At 72.8% G+C, this 17427-nt stretch carries 14 protein-coding genes; 12 read left to right on the top strand and 2 right to left on the bottom strand.

The window, feature by feature from the left end; genetic code table 11:
* The first annotated feature begins 526 nt into the window (after window positions 1-526).
* The 11 genes from AB0P17_RS10125 (at window position 527) to AB0P17_RS10175 (ending at window position 11690) form a co-directional block, all read left to right on the top strand.
* Window positions 527-1663, top strand: coding sequence for an LLM class flavin-dependent oxidoreductase (locus tag AB0P17_RS10125; protein ID WP_365809345.1), 1137 nt, complete (start codon window positions 527-529; stop codon window positions 1661-1663).
* Window positions 1660-2187, top strand: a complete 528-nt coding sequence (locus AB0P17_RS10130) for a GNAT family N-acetyltransferase (protein ID WP_365809346.1) — start codon at window positions 1660-1662, stop codon at window positions 2185-2187. The genes AB0P17_RS10125 and AB0P17_RS10130 overlap by 4 nt, the downstream gene beginning before the upstream one ends.
* A gap of 3 nt (window positions 2188-2190) precedes the next feature.
* Window positions 2191-3153 carry an ABC transporter substrate-binding protein gene (locus AB0P17_RS10135; RefSeq protein ID WP_365809347.1) on the top strand — a complete coding sequence of 321 codons (963 nt, stop codon included), beginning with the start codon at window positions 2191-2193 and terminating at the stop codon, window positions 3151-3153.
* A gap of 16 nt (window positions 3154-3169) precedes the next feature.
* The gene (locus AB0P17_RS10140; protein WP_365809348.1) at window positions 3170-4162 is read left to right on the top strand and encodes an amino acid ABC transporter permease; all 993 of its coding nucleotides are present in this window, start codon (window positions 3170-3172) and stop codon (window positions 4160-4162) included.
* Window positions 4163-4221: 59 nt separating this feature from the next.
* A complete protein-coding gene (locus AB0P17_RS10145; protein ID WP_365809452.1) occupies window positions 4222-4974 on the top strand; it encodes an amino acid ABC transporter ATP-binding protein in 753 nt (250 codons plus the stop codon).
* Between the two features lie 125 nt (window positions 4975-5099).
* A complete protein-coding gene (locus AB0P17_RS10150) occupies window positions 5100-6110 on the top strand; it encodes an ABC transporter substrate-binding protein (protein WP_365809350.1) in 1011 nt (336 codons plus the stop codon).
* Window positions 6111-6562: 452 nt separating this feature from the next.
* The gene (locus tag AB0P17_RS10155) at window positions 6563-8470 is read left to right on the top strand and encodes an APC family permease (protein ID WP_365809454.1); all 1908 of its coding nucleotides are present in this window, start codon (window positions 6563-6565) and stop codon (window positions 8468-8470) included.
* Between the two features lie 117 nt (window positions 8471-8587).
* The gene (locus tag AB0P17_RS10160) at window positions 8588-8755 is read left to right on the top strand and encodes a hypothetical protein (RefSeq protein ID WP_365809351.1); all 168 of its coding nucleotides are present in this window, start codon (window positions 8588-8590) and stop codon (window positions 8753-8755) included.
* Entirely contained in the window at window positions 8752-9519 is a 768-nt protein-coding gene (locus tag AB0P17_RS10165) for a hypothetical protein (protein ID WP_365809353.1), read from the top strand. Before AB0P17_RS10160 ends, AB0P17_RS10165 begins: the two co-directional genes overlap by 4 nt.
* A gap of 183 nt (window positions 9520-9702) precedes the next feature.
* Window positions 9703-10626, top strand: coding sequence for a hypothetical protein (locus tag AB0P17_RS10170; protein ID WP_365809354.1), 924 nt, complete (start codon window positions 9703-9705; stop codon window positions 10624-10626).
* Complete coding sequence (locus AB0P17_RS10175; protein WP_365809356.1) at window positions 10623-11690, top strand: serine hydrolase domain-containing protein; 1068 nt, start codon at window positions 10623-10625, stop codon at window positions 11688-11690. Before AB0P17_RS10170 ends, AB0P17_RS10175 begins: the two co-directional genes overlap by 4 nt.
* Before the next feature lie 19 nt (window positions 11691-11709).
* On the opposite strand, the gene AB0P17_RS10180 is transcribed toward AB0P17_RS10175, so the two are convergent.
* Entirely contained in the window at window positions 11710-13077 is a 1368-nt protein-coding gene (locus AB0P17_RS10180) for an LCP family protein (protein WP_365809358.1), read from the bottom strand.
* Between the two features lie 367 nt (window positions 13078-13444).
* Between AB0P17_RS10180 and AB0P17_RS10185 the strand changes: the two genes are divergently transcribed.
* Window positions 13445-13924: a hypothetical protein gene (locus tag AB0P17_RS10185; RefSeq protein ID WP_365809360.1), complete on the top strand. Its 480-nt coding sequence runs from the start codon at window positions 13445-13447 to the stop codon at window positions 13922-13924.
* A 37-nt stretch (window positions 13925-13961) separates the two neighbouring features.
* Here the strand turns inward: AB0P17_RS10185 and AB0P17_RS10190 are convergent, their stop codons facing one another.
* Window positions 13962-17186, bottom strand: coding sequence for an alpha-L-rhamnosidase (locus AB0P17_RS10190; protein ID WP_365809456.1), 3225 nt, complete (start codon window positions 17184-17186; stop codon window positions 13962-13964).
* Window positions 17187-17427 lie beyond the last annotated feature (241 nt).

Raw genomic sequence — 17427 nt, forward strand, 5'->3', positions numbered from 1 at the left:
CGCGTCCCTCAACACGGCCGGTGCGTACCGGAGTCACCACGGACGCGCGGCACAGCCCGCCCGTGCCCGCCGGCGCCGGGCACCGCTCGATCGTACGGGCGTACGACGGACGGGTGTCAAGTACGCCGGTGCCCACGGTGCGAGCACATGTTGACTTCGGCAGACGTACCGTGCTCAATTGGCTCCATGCAAAAGCAGCAGCCGTTGGTCACCCGCGGCCACATCGACTTCGGTCGCGTGTGGTCCGCCTCTTGTCGCGCCTGACCCGGCAGCGGGCCGCCTGACCGGCCCCTCCCTCCCTCGGTGACCCCGTCGCGGGCCGAGTTCCTCTTTCACCGGGCGCACGCTGCCGTTCTCCCCCTCCCGGCTCCTCCCGGCGCACGTCCGTACGACGCGCCGTCCGTCGTCACGCACACCCCTGCGCACATCCCCCGTGTGTCCGCTCATGTCGCCCTGACCCGGGGCCGGTTCGGCATGCCGTAGTAGCCGTCCCGCCACGCCCCGGCCTCCGTACGAAAGGTCCGTCATGCCTGTGGAGTTCCTCGGTATCGCCGCCACCCACGACGGGTCGGAGACGACATCCCGCTCCGGCGCCTCGTTCGACAAGGAGTACACACTCAGGCTCGCCCGCGCCCACGAGGACCACGGCTGGGACCGGGTGCTGTTCGCGTACGGTTCGGGTTCGCCCGACCCGGCGCCGGCCGCCGCGTACGTCGCCTCCCGCCTCGACCGGCTCCAGATCCTGCTGGCGCACCGCCCGAACGTCTCGTACCCGACGTTCGCCGCGAAGACCTTCGCGACGCTGGACCGGATCAGCGACGGGCGGCTCACCGTCCATTTCATCACCGGCGGCAACGATCGCGAGCAGGGCCGTGAGGGCGACACCCTCACCAAGGACCAGCGGTACGCCCGCACCCGCGAGTACATCGGGATCGTCAAGCGCGTCTGGACGTCGCACGAGCCCTTCGACCACGAGGGCGAGCACTACCGGTTCCACGACTTCGTCAGCGATGTCTTCCCGGTCCAGCAGCCGCGTCCCGACGTCTCGTTCGGCGGGTCCTCGCCGGCGGCGTACGCGGCGGGCGGGGCCGAGGCCGACATCTACGCCCTGTGGGGCGAGCCGCTGGCGAGGACGGCGGAGCAGATCGAGGCGGTGAAGGCCGCGGCACGGGCCGCGGGGCGCCCGGCCCCGCCGCGCTTCCAGGTGGCCTTCCGGCCGATCATCGCCCCCACGGAGGAGCTGGCCTGGGAGAAGGCACACCGCACGGTCGCCACGATCAAGGAACGTACGGCCCAGGGCAGGCGTACGGTCGTACGGGACCACCCGCGGCTCGCCCCGGAGAACACCGGGGCGCAGCGGCTGATCGCGATCGCGGAGTCGGGCGAGCGCTTCGACCGGGCGCTGTGGACGCCGACGGCCGCCGCCACGGGCGGCGCGGGCAACTCCAACGCGCTGGTCGGCACCCCGGAGACGGTCGCGCAGGCCCTGCTGGACTACTACGACCTCGGCGTGGACATCATCTCGGCCCGGGGGTACGACCTGCTGGGCGACGCCATCGACTTCGGGCGCCATGTCATCCCGCTGGTACGCGCCGAGGTCGCCCGGCGTGACGCGGCGGGCGCGCCGCGCGGTACGCGGGGCCTGGCCGAGGCGGGCCGATGACCTCCGTCGCCGAACCCCGCGGGCTGACCTGGCGGCGGACCTCGGCCTCCGATCCGCTGGTGCGGCCGATGCTGGCCGAGCTGGGCCACGAGTACTCCGCGCGCTACGGGAAGGACGCGCACGGCGAGCTGGCCCGCTACCCCGCCGAGGAGTTCGACCCGCCGCACGGCACCCTGCTGCTGTTGCTGGAGCACGGCGAACCGGTCGCCGGGGGTGCCTTCCGCCGCTACGACGCGGGCACCGCGGAGCTGAAGCGGATCTGGACCCACTCCGCCCACCGGCGGCGCGGGCTCGGGCTGCTGGTCGTCGCGGAGCTGGAGCGCGTGGCGGGCGCCCGCGGCTACCACCGGGTCTTCCTCACCACCGGCCCGCGCCAGCCGGAGGCCCGCGGGCTGTATCTGGCGGCGGGGTACACACCGCTGTTCGACACCGCCGCGGATCCGGAGACCATCGGGCCGCTGCCGTTCGAGAAGCGCCTCGGGGCCCCGGCCGGCCCCGGGAGCACCACGGAAAGCGAGGGATGACCCGTGCGCACCCCGATCCCGGGCCGGTCCCGGCCCGCGCGCCGCACCGCGGCGGGCGCGCTGGTGGCCGCCCTGCTGCTGCCGCTCCTGGCGGGCTGCGGTGCGGACGCGGCGTCCGGGGAGGACGCGTCCGGTGCCGCGTCCGCCCCCTCGGAGGACGTCACCGCCGCGCTGGAGAAGAACCCCGCGCTGGCGAAGCTGCTGCCCGAGGAGGTGCGGAAGCGGGGGACGCTGACCCTCGGCGCCTCCGTGGGCGCGGCGCCCAGCTCCTACTTCCCCAGCGCGTCGAGCAGGACCCTGGCCGGTCAGGACGTCGACATCGCCGATGCCGTCGGCAAGCTGCTGGGTGTGCGGCTGACGCGGCAGCAGGCGAGTTTCGACGCCATCCTGCCCGCGCTCGGCAGCGGCAAGTACGACGTGGGCACGGGCAACTTCGGTGTCACCGACGAGCGCCGGAAGACGATCGACTTCGTCACGTACATCAATGACGGACAGGGCTTCGCCGTCCGTGAGGACGACACGAGCCTCGGCAGGGTGACCCGGCTCGACCAGCTCTGCGGCCGTTCGGTCGGGGTGGGCGCGGGCACCACCTTCGAGTCGACGCTCGAAGCCGGGAAGGGCGTCTGCGCCGCCACGGGCAGGAAGCCGTACAAGGTGAACGTCTACTCGGACAACGGGTCGCTGCTCACCAGTCTGCAGCAGAACCGGGTCGACGTGGTGATGTCGACGATCAACGGGCTGCGCCACCAGGCGGCCCAGCCCGCCGCCGGTACCCGGTTCCTGAACGAGTACCACCGGCTCGACGTGGGGTTCGCGTTCACGAAGGGATCCCCGCTGCCGAAGGCGTTCCAGGCGGCCGTCAACGAGCTGATCCGCAACGGTACGTACGGGAAGATCCTCGACAAGTGGGGGACGCGCGAATCCGCCATCGAGGAGTCCCTGATCAGTCCCCCCGAGCAGAAGTAGCCGGCAGGAGCCCCCGATGACCACCGTATCCGGCGCCGCGGCCTCCACCGCCTCCGCGACCGCCCCTGCCCCCGAATCCGCCGCCGTTCCCGAAGCCTCGGAGGCGCTCAGGGTCGTCCCCGCACGCCACTACTGGCGCTGGGCGGCCGGTGTGGCGGCGCTCGTCCTCGTCGCCCAGTTCACCCACGGCCTGGTCACCAACCCGGGCTGGGAGTGGGACACCTTCTTCCTCTATCTGACCGCCGACACGGTCCTCAAGGCCGTCTGGGTCACCCTTCAACTCACGCTCTACGGAACGGTGCTGGGCTTCGCCCTCGGTGTGGTCCTCGCCTTCATGCGGCTGAGCAGGAGTGTGATCCTCCAGACCGTCGCCTGGACGTACATCTGGGCGTTCCGCTCGATCCCGCTCATCGTCCAGCTGCTGTTCTGGTTCAACCTCGCCTATCTCTACGAGGAGTTGGGGGTGGGCATCCCGTTCGGCCCGGTGCTGTGGAGCTTCGACACGATGAACCTGGTCGGCGCGCTCTCCGCCGCCGTCATCGGTCTCGCGCTGCACCAGGCCGCGTACGCCGCCGAGATCGTCCGGGGCGGGATCATCTCCGTCGACGGCGGGCAGTTGGAGGCCGCGGCGGCCCTGGGCATCCCTCGGGCACGGCAGCTCCGGCGCATCCTGCTGCCGCAGGCGATGCGCGGGATCCTCCCCAACGCGGCGAACGAGGTGATCTCCCTGTTCAAGGGCACCTCGATCGTCTCGGTGATGGCCATCGGGGAGCTGTTCTACCAGGTGCAGGTGGTCTACGGCCGCAACGGGCGGGTCGTACCGCTGCTGATGGTCGCCACCGTCTGGTACATCCTGCTGACCACACTGCTCTCCGTCGTCCAGTACTACGTGGAGCGGCACTTCGCGCGCGGCGCCGAGCGCACTCCCCCGGCCACCCCGCTCCAGCGGGCGAGGGCCTTCACCCACAGGATGCGGGCTGCCGCCGCCACCGGAGGTTTCCAGAAATGACCACGGCCCCCGTCCCCGAACCGGCCGGCGCGCCCACACCGCCGGCGGACTCCCGTCCCATGGTCGACATACGCGGCGTCCACAAGAGCTTCGGCCCCCTCGACGTGCTGCGCGGGGTGGATCTCCGGGTACGCGCCGGGGAGGTCGCCGTCATCCTCGGCCCGTCCGGCTCCGGCAAGTCGACACTGCTGCGGAGCATCAACCATCTCGAAAAGCTCGACCGCGGTCACATCAGCATCGACGGGGAGCTGATCGGCTACCGCCGCTCCGGGTCCACACTGCACGAGCTCAAGGAACGGGAGGTGTTGAGGCAGCGTCTGCACATCGGGTTCGTCTTCCAGAACTTCCATCTCTTCCCGCATCTGACGGTGCTCGACAACATCATCGAGGCGCCGGTCTCGGCGCTGCGCAGGCCCCGCGCGGCCGCGGTCGCGCAGGCCGGGGCGCTGCTGGAGCGGGTGGGACTCGACGACAAGGCGGGCACCTATCCGCGGCAGCTCTCCGGTGGCCAGCAGCAGCGGGTGGCCATCGCCCGGGCGCTCGCGCTGGAGCCGAAGGTGCTGCTCTTCGACGAGCCGACCTCGGCGCTCGACCCCGAGCTGGTGGGCGAGGTCCTCGATGTGATCAAGGATCTGGCCCGCAGCGGCACCACGATGATCATCGTCACCCATGAGATCGGCTTCGCCCGCGAGGTGGCCGACACCGTCGTCTTCATGGACGACGGTGTGATCGTCGAGCAGGGTCCGCCCGCGGAGGTGCTGGACCGGCCGCGCCACGCCCGTACCAAGGCCTTTCTGTCGAAGGTCCTCTGAGGGCCACCGGCATCCGCCGCGGCCCCTGTCCCCTGTCCCCTGTCCCCTGTCCCTTCTCCCCTCCTCCGTCCCCGCTCGCCTCTCTCCCCCGTCCCCTTCCTCCGCCGTCTTGACAAGGAGCCCCTGTGCCGCCCCGCCGTTCTTCCCGCGCCGTCACCGCCGCCCTGCTCGGTCTCGTCTCCGTCCTCTCCCTCACCGCCTGCGGCAACCCGGCCGACGGGACCGGCCCGGAACCGGGCGGCGGCGCCGCGTCCGCCGCCGGGGCCGGCGGCGGGAAGGGGCTCCAGATCAATCTGGGCCCCGACCAGAAGCGGGTGTCCACCCCCGAGGTGGCGTCCATCGCCGCCCTCGTCCCGGCGGAGATCCGCGCGAGGGGCACCTTGGAGGTCACCAACTCCGCCGGCTCCGTACCCCCGTTGACCTTCTACGCCACCGATGACAGGACCGTGATCGGGGTGGAGCCGGACATCGCCTCGCTCGTCGCGGACGTGCTCGGGCTGAAACTGCGCTACCACCCGGTCGACTGGGCCAATATCTTCGTCGGGCTCGACAGCGGCAAGTACGACCTCGGGCTCAGCAACATCACCGTGACCGAGGAGCGCAAGGAGAAGTACGACTTCGCGACCTACCGGCTCGACAACATCGCGTTCGAGGCGAAGAAGGGTTCCGGCTGGAAGGTACGGGGACCCCGGGACGTGGCGGGCCGGACCATCGGGGTGGGCTCCGGCACCAACCAGGAGAAACTGCTGGTCGACTGGAGCAAGGCCAACGTGGCGAAGGGGCTGAAGCCCACCGACATCAAGATCTACCAGAACAGCAGCGACTACTACCTGGCGCTCGGTTCCGGCCGTCTCGACGCGTACTTCGGCCCCAACCCGGTCGCCGCGTACCACGCCGCCTCCACCGGACAGACCGAGATCATCGGTACGTTCTCGGGGGCCGGCGACGCGGTCCAGGGCGAGATCGCGGCCACCGCCAAGAAGGGCAACGGTCTGATCAGGCCCGTCCAGGAGGCGCTGAACACGGTGATCGAGAACGGGGCGTACGGGAAGGTCCTGGCCCGGTGGGGACTGACGGACGAGGCCGTGCCGTCCTCGGAGCTGAACCCTCCGGGACTGCCGAGGTCCGCCTCCTGAGGGCTGCTTCTCCCCCGGCCGGCCGAGGGCCGCCGGCCGGGTTCGGCCGTACGGGTTGTCGCCGTGCGAGGGTGTGTGTCGCGGGCGGCAGCCGGAGCGGCGGGCGCGGTCCGGCGAAGAGACTCGTCGGCGTGACGGATATTCAGCCCTCCCGGAGGGACGACGAGACGCTGCGGCTGATCGGGCAGGAATGGGGGCGCGTGTCCGCCGCGCCGGCCGCCTGGCGGGGCGCGCTGCCCGTCGACCCGGACCTCGGCAGCTACCCGGAGCCCGAGCAGATCGTGCCGCCCCGCTTCGGCAGGTTCGTCCGGGTCACCACGGTCGGCGGGCCGCCGAGAACGACCGTGGCCGCGAGCCGTGCGGAACCGGCCCCCTCCCCCGGGTTCGGGGCCCGGCTGCGGCGGGCCGTGCTGGGCGCGCCGCTGCGGTCCACCGCGGTCGTCCGGGAGCGGATGCGCAAGCTGGTGGCGCTGCCGGTGCTCTCGGCGGACGCGCTCTCCTCGGTGGCGTACGGCCCCGAGGCGCTGCTCGCGGTGCTGGTGCTGGGCGGTACGGCGGGGCTGGCCTACTCGGTGCCGGTGTCGCTGGCGATCGTCTTCCTGATGCTGGCCGTGGGACTGTCGTACCGCCAGACGATCCGGGCGTACCCGCAGGGCGGCGGCTCGTACATCGTCGCGACGGACAATCTGGGGCGGATCCCCGGTCTGGTGGCCGCGGCGGGGCTGATGACGGACTACGTCCTGACCGTGGCGGTCTCCGTGTCGTCCGGGATGGCCGCGGTCACCTCGGCCGTCCCCGGCCTCTCCGGGGACGTGGTGCCGATCGGCGTGCTGGTCATCGTCGTCCTGCTGGCGGGGAACCTGCGGGGGGTCAGACAGGCGGGCGCGCTGTTCGCGGCGCCGACGTACGCCTTCATCGTCGCCATCCTCGCGCTGGTGGCGTTCGGTCTGTACGACGCGGCCGGGCGCGGCTTCGAGCCCGTCCCGCATCCGCCGCTGCACGCGGTGGAGGGGGTGGGACTGCTGCTGGTGATGCGGGCGTTCGCGTCCGGGGCGACAGCGATGACCGGGATCGAGGCGATCTCCAACGCCGTACCCGTGTTCAAACCGGTCCCCTGGCGCAACGCGCGGACGACGCTGTCCTGGATGATCGGGCTGCTCATCTCCCTGTTCGCCGGGACGATCGCGATGACCCATCTGGAGGGGGTCGTCCCCCGGTCGGACGAGACGGTGCTCTCGCAGCTCGCGCACCGGAGTTTCGGCTCCGGCGGGATGTACGTCTTCACCCAGGCGGCGACGGCGCTGGTGCTGCTGCTCGCGGCGAACACCGCGTACAACGGCTTCCCCCGGGTGCTCTACCAACTGGCGCGGGACAACCACGCGCCGCGGATCTTTCTGAGGCTGGGCGACCGGCTGGCGTTCAGCAACGGCATCATCGCGCTCTCCGTGGCGGCGGTGCTGGTCTACGTGGCGTTCGACGGCGACACGGCGGCGCTGATCCCGCTGTACGCCGTGGGGGTCTTCCTCGCCTTCACCCTGTCGCAGAGCGGCATGGTCGTGCACTGGTGGCGCCGAAGGGACCGGCACTGGCGGCAGAGTCTCTGCTTCAACGCCACCGGCGCGGTGCTGTCGGCGCTCGTCTTCATCACGGCGGGCATCACCAAGTTCACCGAGGGCGCGTGGGTCGCGATCCTCACGGTGGGGGTGTTCCTGCTGGTGACGACGCGGATCCACCGCCACTACGCCCGGGTCGCCGAGGCGCTGCGGCTGCGGCCCCAGAAGATCGAGATTCCCAGCCGCACCATCGCCCCGCGGGCGGCGCGCGATGCGGTGGCCGCCGGCGCCGCGCAGGGGACCGATACGGAGGAGACCGACGGGCCCCTGGACGTGACCGAGGACGCCGAGGCGGAGGAGTCCCCCGAGGAGATCCTCCACCTGTCCGTCGTCCCGCTCGACTCACTGCACCGGGCGAGCATGCGCACCCTGGCCTACGCCGCCTCGCTCCAGCAGCCCGTCCTCGCCCTGCACGTCAGCACGAGCGACGAGGACGCAGAACGGTTCCGCCAGGCATGGCTGCTGTGGGGCAACCATCTGCCGCTGCGGATCATCGTCTCTCCGTACCGTGCGATCGTCACCCCCCTGATCAGTTATGTGGAGTCGCTGCACCGTCAGCGGCCGGATCTGACCATCACCGTCATCATTCCGGAGATCGTCGTGCGCCATTGGTGGCACCGCGTTCTGCACAGTCCGCTGGCGGGGCGGCTGCGGCACGCGCTCCGGCCGCTGCCGAAGATCGTCGTGACGACGGTCCCGTTCCACATCTCCGACGGGCACTCAACCCCGAACGGACATACGGAATGAATCATCAAACTATTGTCTCAACTGGTCGATTTATCGACCTTTACCTAAAGTTGGCAGCGGCACGGCCAGTCAGGGCCGTGGCATCTACATGAGGAGCCCACCATGCTTTCTCAAACCATGAGGCCGACTGAGATCACCCTGGACATCGAGGCGTTGGGAGCGGCGATGGCCGAGCCCGAGGCACCCCTGAGCGACGCGCCCGTGTACGCGCCGGAAGCGGCCGGCGTGTTGCTCCTGCTGGCCCTTCTCTCCCCGAAGGAGCCCAAGGAGCCGAAGGGCCGATGAGCCCCGACCGGTCGCGGACCTCCTATCAAGAAGCAGCGGCCGGCCTGGCACGACGTGCCCTCGGCGCCCTTCGGGGCGCCGGGGGCACGGCCATGGTCGCCGAACACGTCGAGAGCGCGCCGGATCCCGGCGCGGCGCTGGCCGCCATCAGGATCCTCGGCGCGGACACCCTCGCCCCCGCCCTGCTGGCCGGAGCCTCCGTGCACCCCCGGGACGCGGAGGCGGTGGCGCTGGCCTTCGGCGCGCTGCCGCCCGCGCGGGACGTCACGTCTCCGCCGCCCGCCGGGCCCGCGGGCCCCTGGCTGATGGCGTGGCGCGACTGGGGCACCCTCACCCTGCTGGCCGTCCTCTCCGACCAGACCCACGGCGAGCGGGCGCGCGGCGGCGACGGGCGTCCCACCCCGGTCCGGCCCGCGCCTCCCCCGCCCGCCGGGCCGGCGGCGGACGACGGCGACGCCTGGGCCGCCTGGTCGGTGACGATGGGGCAGCTCTCCACGCTGGCCCTGCCCGGCCTGGACGGCCCGGTGCACGACGCGGCGCGCAGCTCCCCGCTCGGCCTGGCGCGCGGGGCGACCCGTGCCGTACTGCGCCGGGACTACCCGACCGCCGCCCGGATCGTCCGCTGGCTCGCCTGGCTGCACAGCGAGGGGGTACGGATCCCGCTCGACCCGGCGCCGCTCGTGGAGCACATCTCCCTGCTGGCGGGCGGTGACCGGCTCGCGCTGGACACGGCGATCGCCGGCCGGCTGCTCGGGTCCGGCTGAGCGGCCCGGCCGGTCCGGCGCCGGCATCCCCACGACCCCGTGCATCCCCACGACCCCGTGCGGCACCGCGCCCCCGCACGACAGCGCGACACCGTACGGCACCGCGACACCGCACGACCCCGGCGGCCCCGGCCGCCGCCCGTCCCGTACCACTCCGCACCGCCCCGATCGGACCGAGACCCGATGGCCATGTCCGTCACACAGAACGCCCACCGCGTCAGCCTGCGGGCCCTGAACTGGCTGCACACCCACCGCGAGCACGGCGCGCTCCCGCCCGACACCACCGCCGAACTCGCCGAACCCGACACCGTCTACAAGCCGCTCGGCGAGACCGCGCTCGCCGCCTCGCTGGTCCTGCGGGAGTCGGTGGCCGGCAGTACGGAGCTGCGGCTCGCCCGCGAACTGCTGGACTTCGCCTGGAAGCAGCTCGGCTGCGGGGACATGCTCCATGAGCGGCTGCTGCGCTATCCGCTGATGAGCGACCCGCTGGAGACGTACGCGCACTTCGCGCGGAGCGGCTACCGTCACGAAGCCCTGGACCGGCTGCTCGACCACACCACCTCGCTGCGCTCGGCACGCGCCATGGAGCAGCTGCCCAACCGGCGTCTCGCCGTCGCCAACGCGGCGCGCATCAGCGGATTCGACGGAGGCGGCCGCGCCGTCGACTGGGACCGGCTGACCCGCGCGACCTGGCTGGGCGCGCTCCCCGAACCGTGGCTCATCGACTGGATGACCGCGTACCACATGACGCACACCGTCTTCCACATCACCGACTGGGGGCGGCTGCCCGGGAAACTGCCCGCCGATCTGGCCGGCTACCTCACCCGCTGGCTGCCGGCCTGGATCGACATCTGGGCCGAGATCGGCGAATGGGATCTGGTGGCCGAGCTGATGATCGTGGGCGGTTGTCTGCCCGAGCCGCACCGCGACCCCGCAGACTGGGCGCGGCTGGCCGCCGTCCAGCACGAGGACGGACTGCTGCCCAGGGACGGCCGACCGGTCGACGCCGACGCCGGCGAACGCTTCGCGACACACCACCACACCACCGTGGTGGCGGCCGTCGCCGGCACACTCACGGTCGCGCGCGCCCTCGGCACCGGCCGGTGAGCCCCGAGTGGGCGCGTGGCCCGGCCGCCGCCCTCGCCGCCTCGGCCCGCGGCGCCTGCGCGGTCGTGGTCGCGCTGCGCCGGGGCGACGAACGGGCCGTCGTGCCGTACGGCGCCACCGCGTTCGGCGGCGGTGAACCGGTCACCGCCGACACCCGGTTCGAGATCGGCTCGCTCACCAAGTGCTTCACGGCGCTGCTCCTCGCCGAACAGGCCGCCAGGGGCGAGGTCGCCCACGGTGATCCGCTGGGCCGGTTCCTGCCGCCCGAGGTGCTGCCCCGGCAGCGCGGCGGACCGATCACCCTGCTCCATCTCGCCACCCACACCGCGGGGCTGCCCCGGCTGCCACCCGGGCTGCTCGCCGGGGCGGCGTCCCAGTGGTTCGCCAATCCGTACGCCGCGTTCACCACCGACGACCTGCTGCGCTCCCTCGCCAGGACCCGGCCGCACGCCCGCCCCGGCGACCGGGTGCGGTACTCCAACTTCGGTGTGGGGCTGCTCGGTCATCTGCTCACCCGGGCCGCGCCGGGCGGCCCGGAGTACGGGGACCTCCTCGCGGAGCGGGTCCTCGGCCCGCTCGGGCTGCGCCGTACCGGGTGCGCCCCGGGCCTTGCGCAGGCCACCGGCCACTGGCACGGCAGACCGCGCCCGCCCTGGCTGATCCCGGGCCTCCCGGGCGCGGGCGCGCTCCGCTCCAGCGCGCCCGATCTGCTGACCCTGCTCGACGCCCTGGCGGACGGGGCATCGGGGGGCTCTCCCGGCGCGGTGGGGGGCTCCCTCCAGACGGCAAGCGGCCCTCTTCGCCTGGCCCTCGCCGACGCGGTACGGCCCCGGCTCGCCCTGCGCGGCGGCACCCGGCGGCTGGGGCTCGTCTGGAACATCCGTCTCCGGCCGGACGGCGCGGTCTACCACCACTCCGGCGGCACCCGCGGCTTCACCGCCTTCGCCGGGTTCGTCCCGGAGCGGCGCACGGCCGTGGTCGCCCTGGCGAACAGCACCCCCGCCGCCGACCAGGCGTTCCTCCAGGGCGCGTACACCACCCTGGTCACGCTCCACCAGGAGTGACGGGCCACCGTGGGGCCGGTCACCCCGCGGGCTCCGGCAGGTCCGGGCCGACCGTGAGCGTCACCGCCCCAGGGGCCGCCCCGGTGTCCGGGACCGGGTCGAGGCCGGGCAGCCGCGCTGCCAGTGTCTTCGCCTGGTCCGCGAGCCCCTCGGGATAGGTGAGGGAGGAACTCCCCGCCGGTGAAGGGGCGTTGCCGGTGGCGGCGATACGGAAGCCCAGCTCCCGCAGTCGGCCGGCGGTCTCGCGCGCCCTGCCGGGGACATCGGTGCCGTTGAGGACGGTCACCGCCACGGTGCCCGCCGCCGGGGGCAGCGGCGGCGTCGCCGCTTCCAGCCGGGCGGGGGTCAGCTCCCGGTCGTGGGTGAGCGCGGTGAAGAGCGTCCGGGCGGCGGACGGGTGCCACAGAACGTTGGCCGTGTCGGCCGGCACATCGCGCTGCCGGGGGTAGTTGGGCACGGTCAGGAACGAGATCCGGTCCGTGGGCAGGCTCCTGAGGGCGGCGACCAGCTCGCGCAGCGGACCGAGGCCGGCCAGCTCGGGGTCGGTGGTGAGCGCCCCGGTGGCGGAGTCGAGGAATCCGTAGAGCGCCGCCGGCCGGTGGAGCGCGGCCTTCGCCTTGGCGGCGAGCGCGCGCAGGAACTCCTGCTGCCGGCCGATCCGGCCGAGGTCCGTACCGTCGCCGAGGCTGTAGCGGGCCCGTACGTACCCCAGCGCCTGCTCGTTCCTGACCGTCTGGCAGCCCGCTTCGAGATGCAGGGCGGCCTTCGTGTCGTGGATCGGCGCCATGGGGCAGACCTCGACGCCGCCGAGGGCGTCGACCATGCCGGTGAACCCCCGGAAGTCCACGATCACGAAGTGGTCGACACGGACCCGGGTGTTCTCCTCGACCGTTCTGATGGTGCAGGCGGCGGCCTTGGCCGGGTCCCCGCGGAAGCCGCCGATCGCGAACGCCTGGTTGATCTTGAAGTGATGAGGGGTGGAGGTGGCGCCGCCGCCCTGGTCGCAGGCGGGGATCGAGACCCAGGAGTCACGCGGGAAGGAGACCACCGTGGCCCACCGGCCACTGCCGGCGACATGCAGCAGCATCAGCGTGTCGGACTGCATCGAGGTCAGTCCTCCGCCGTAGGCGTCACCGGTCCCGGCCCGGCTGTCCGAGCCGATGACCAGGATGTTCTCGCCGCCCTGGGTGGCGCGCGGACGGTTGTCGCCGAGCGCTCCGGCCACCCCCGCGCCCTGGATGTTCCCGTTGAGCCGGGTGTACAGCCAGCCGCCCCCGGTGGCCGTGGCCAGCACGACGAGCGCCGCCGCCAGCGCGAACCAGCGGCCGATGCGGCGGCGCGGGCGCGGGGCCGGCAGGTTCCACAGGCTCTTGTCGCTCGGATTCACGCCGTCAGACTCCTCACTGCGTCACTGCTGTGTCACTGCGTCGCTGCTGTGCGACCGCATCGCTGCTGTGCGACCGCGTCGGCGCGTCACCGCGCCGGCTCGGCCACCAGGTCAACAGCGGACCGGGCCCGCTGGGCACGGCCACCGCCTCCGTACGTCAACCGGCCGCCAACTCCCGTATGCCGATATGACGACATGCCGGTACACCGGTATGTCCGTATACCGATCCGGAGCTACGCCCGTACGCCGGTACGTCGGACGGCTCCGTCCGGTGGCCCGGCGTCGGGGCGTGCCGTGTAGTGGGAGGTGTCGTGCGGCGGGGGGCCGTGCGGCGGGGGAGGTACGGCCACCGAGCCCGGGAGGAACGATGTCCTCGACCCCGTCCGCCGCGCCGCCGTCCCCGCGCCGGCGGCGGACCCTGTGGAAGCTGCGCGCCGTGGCGAGGGTGCTGGCCGCGGCCGGGCTGGCGGTGGACGCGTATCTGCACGCGCATCTCGCGGACCGGTACGACACCGTCTCCTCCGGCATCAGCCAGGGCGACCTGTTCCGTGCCGAGGCGGGGCTCGCGGCGCTCGCGGCACTGCTCGTCCTGGTCTGGCGCCGGGTGCCCGGCGATCTCTTCGCCTGGCTGGTCGCGACGGGCGGCCTGGCGCTGCTGCTGATCTACCGCTACGTCGACGTCGGTGAGCTGGGCCCGGTCCCCAATATGTACGAGCCAATCTGGTACGGCGAGAAGCGGCTGACCGTCGTCGCGGAGGCCGTCGCCGTACTCGCCACCATCTTTCTGCTGTGCACGTATCCACGCCGCCGGGGCGGCGCCCACGCGCGGCGGAAGCGCCCCGCGTGAGCGCCCGCCCCGGCGCGTGATCCGGCGGGCCGGTGGCTCAGCTCGCGAAGTGGTGGGTGCCCGGTCCCGCGGCGTACACCGCGCAGCCCTCCGCCGTGCGCAGGAGCCGGGTCTCCCCGTGGCGGACGCGCGTCGGGTCCGTGGTGGGGATCCAGACCTCCGCCGTGGTGTTGGCGGGCAGCCCGACCGTGAGCCGGAAGCCGCCGGAGCCGGTCGTCCAGCGGGTGGTGACCGGTCCGTGGAGGGAGTCGAAGCGCCCGCTCGCCTCCGTCACCCCGCCCCCGGGTCGCGGCCGGACGATGATCTTCCGGAAGCCGGGAGCGCCCGGCGCGATGCCCGCGATGTGGGCGTACATCCACTCCCCCACCGAGCCGTACGCGTAGTGGTTGAAGGAGTTCATGCCGGCGTCCTGGAACGTGCCGTCGGGACGGATGGAGTCCCAGCGCTCCCACATGGTCGTGGCGCCCCGGTCGATCTGGTACCCCCAGCTGGGGAAGGTCCGCCGGAGCAGCAGCCGGTAGGCCACGTCGATGTGTCCGGTGTCGGTGAGGACGGGGAGCAGCCGCGGCGTGCCGAGGAACCCGGTCGACAGGTGCCCGCCCTTGGCCTCGACGAGCTGGACCAGCCGGTCCGCGGCGGGCGCGCGCTCGGCCTCGGCGAGCAGGTCCATGGAGAGGGCCAGGACGTACGCGGTCTGGGTGTCCCCCTTGATCCGGCCGTCGGCGGAGACGTACGCGGCGCGGAAGGCGTCGCGTACCGCACCGAACAGGGTGGTGTACGGCGCCGGGTCCTTGCCGAGGACCTCGGCGGTGCGCGCGACGAGATCGGCGCTGTGGGCGAAGTAGGCGGTGCCGATGACGTCCTTGGGCGTCTCGTCCTCGATGTTGAGCCAGTCCCCGAACCCCTCGGCGGGGCGGAGGAATCCGCTGCTGTGCCGCTTCAGGTAGTCGAGCCAGGCGAGCATCGGGGCCCAGGACTCCTCCAGGACGCGGGTGTCCCCGTACGCCTGGTGGAGCGCCCAGGGGACGGTGACTCCGGCGTCTCCCCAGCCCGCCACCCCTTTGCCGATGATGTCCTCGCCGACGATCGGCGCGACATCGGTGAACGCGCCGTCGCTCTGCTGGCCGTCGCGCAGGTCGCCCAGCCACTTGGTGAGGAAGCGCGCCGACTCCATGGTGTAGGCGGCGGTGGGAGCGAAGACGTTGATGTCGCCGGTCCAGCCGAGCCGTTCGTCCCGTGCGGGGGTGTCGGTGGGTACGGAGAGGAAGTTGCCGCGCTGTCCCCAGGTGATGTTGCTGTGCAGCTGGTTGAGCATCGGGACGTTCGTCCTGAAGTCCATGGTGAACGGCGCGGCGGTGTGGATGACCCGCCCCACGACCGCGTCGGCCGGCGGCCTGCCCGGAACCCCGGTCACCTCGACGTAGCGGAAGCCGTGGAAGGTGAAGCGCGGTTCGTACGTCTCCGTGCCGCCGCCCTTGAGGGTGTACGTGTCGGTGGCACGGGCCGTGCGCAGATTGGCGGTGTAGAGCGTGCCGTCGGGGTTGAGGACCTCGGCGTGGCGCAGCCGTACGGTGGTTCCGGCGGCGCCCGAGACGGTCAGCCGGACGGTGCCGACCATGTTCTGGCCGAGGTCGAAGACGAAGACCCCCGGCTTCGGCTCGGTCACCTGCCTGGCGCGGAGTTCCGTCCGCACCCGGGAGGGGGCGTCGATCTGCGCGACCAGTGCGGCGGGGACCCGGGCGGCGGCGACGTCGATGGGGAGCCATCCCGCCGCGTCGAAGCCCGCGCGCGTCCAGCCGTCGGTCTCCCGCCGGGCGTCGTACTCCTCGCCCATCACCAGATCGGCGGAGGTGACCGGTCCCGCGCCGGCCCGCCAGTCGGCGTCCGAGACGATCCGTTCGGTCGTGCCGTCGGTGTAGGTGATCTCCAACTGGGCCAGGAGGGCGGGGCGTTCGCCGTACTGGTGCGGGCCGAACCAGGCGATGTTCCCGGCGTACCAGCCGGCCGCGAGCGTGATCCCGAGCGCGTTGGTGCCGGCTCCGAGCAGGGCGGTGACGTCGTACGTCTGGTACTGGACCCGCTTGTTGTAGTCGGTCCAGCCGGGCGCGAGCCGGTCCTCGCCGACGCGTTCGCCGTTGAGGTGCGCCTCGTACAGGCCGAGGGCCGTGGCGTAGAGCCTGGCCCGCGCGACCGGCCGGTTCCGGAGGCGGAACTCGCGGCGCAGCTGGGCGGCGGGGGCGTACGGGACGGCGATCCGGCCCCAGGGTCCCGACCCCCAGGGGGCGAGGACCTGGGCGGCGGGCCAGGATCCGTCGTCGTAGCCGGCGGACGTCCAGTCGTCGGAGGGCCGCCGGTCGGTGGCGCGCCAGGTGGAGCCGGTCGGGAGCACGTGTACGCCGTCGGCGGTGGTGAGTTCCAGCAGGCCGAGCAGGCCGGCGGGGCTCTCGGTCGCGTTGACGGCCGACACGGCGATCACGTTGGTGCCGGGGCGCAGCTCGCCCGTCACCTCGGCGAGGGCGGGGCGGCGCCAGTTCTCGGCGGGTCCGTCGGCTTCGGTGTGGGCGACCTGGACTCCGTTGACCAGGGCGGTGTATCCGTCGTCGGCGGTCATGACGAGGCGGGCCCGGGTGACACCGGCCGGGACGTCGACGCGCGTACGGAACCAGCGGGTGGCCGCGGGGGCGCCGCTCGCCGGATCGCCCTCGGGGAACCAGATCCAGGAGGCGCCGTCCAGGGAGGGCGCGCCGACGAGTTCGGCCGGTGCCCCGATCCAGCGCGCCGACCAGTCGGCGGGGTCGGTGAGCCCGGTCTCCCACCAGGTCGGGGTGGTCCACTCCGAGGGCGCGCCGTCGGCGTCCCAGACGCGCACGGTCCAGTAGTAGCGGGTCCGGGAGGCGAGCGCCGGGCCCGCGTACGGCACCAGGACGGATTGCCCTGAGGCCACCTTGCCGCTGTCCCAGACGTCGGGCCGGGTCAGGCGGTGCGGGGCGGTGGCGACCCGGATCCGGTACGCGGTCTGCCGCTCCCCGGGGCGAGCCGAGACGAACGGCCAGCTCAGCCTGGGGTGTGGGGTGTCGAGGCCCAGTGGCCGGCGCCCGTACTCGACGGTCGGCGCGGTGACGCGGAGCGCCGCCGTCGCGTCCCCCGCCGTCCCTGCGGCGGCGGTGGGGGTGGCGGCCCGGGCGGCGGGCAGGGGTCCGGCGGCCAGGGTCGTGCCCAGGGCGGTTGCGGTGGTACCGAGCAGTCGTCTTCTGCTGATCACCATGCGACTCCGATACGACTCGGCAATGAATCGTTTCACTGCCCCGTGAAAGTAGGGAGCCCCGTGTGACCTGTCAAGGGTTCCGTGACGCGGGGGATGGGCTGTGGGCCGCAGCCGCCCCTGGCGCCCCACGGAGGTTCCGGCCACGGCCGGGGGTGCGCGTGCGGAGGTTCGCGAGAGGGCCGACATGGCCGGTAGGAGCACTACAATGCGGGTCTGCACACGGTGTGTTCGACGACTG

This window comes from Streptomyces sp. NPDC088124 (genome assembly GCF_040685895.1).
GTDB lineage: Bacteria > Actinomycetota > Actinomycetes > Streptomycetales > Streptomycetaceae > Streptomyces.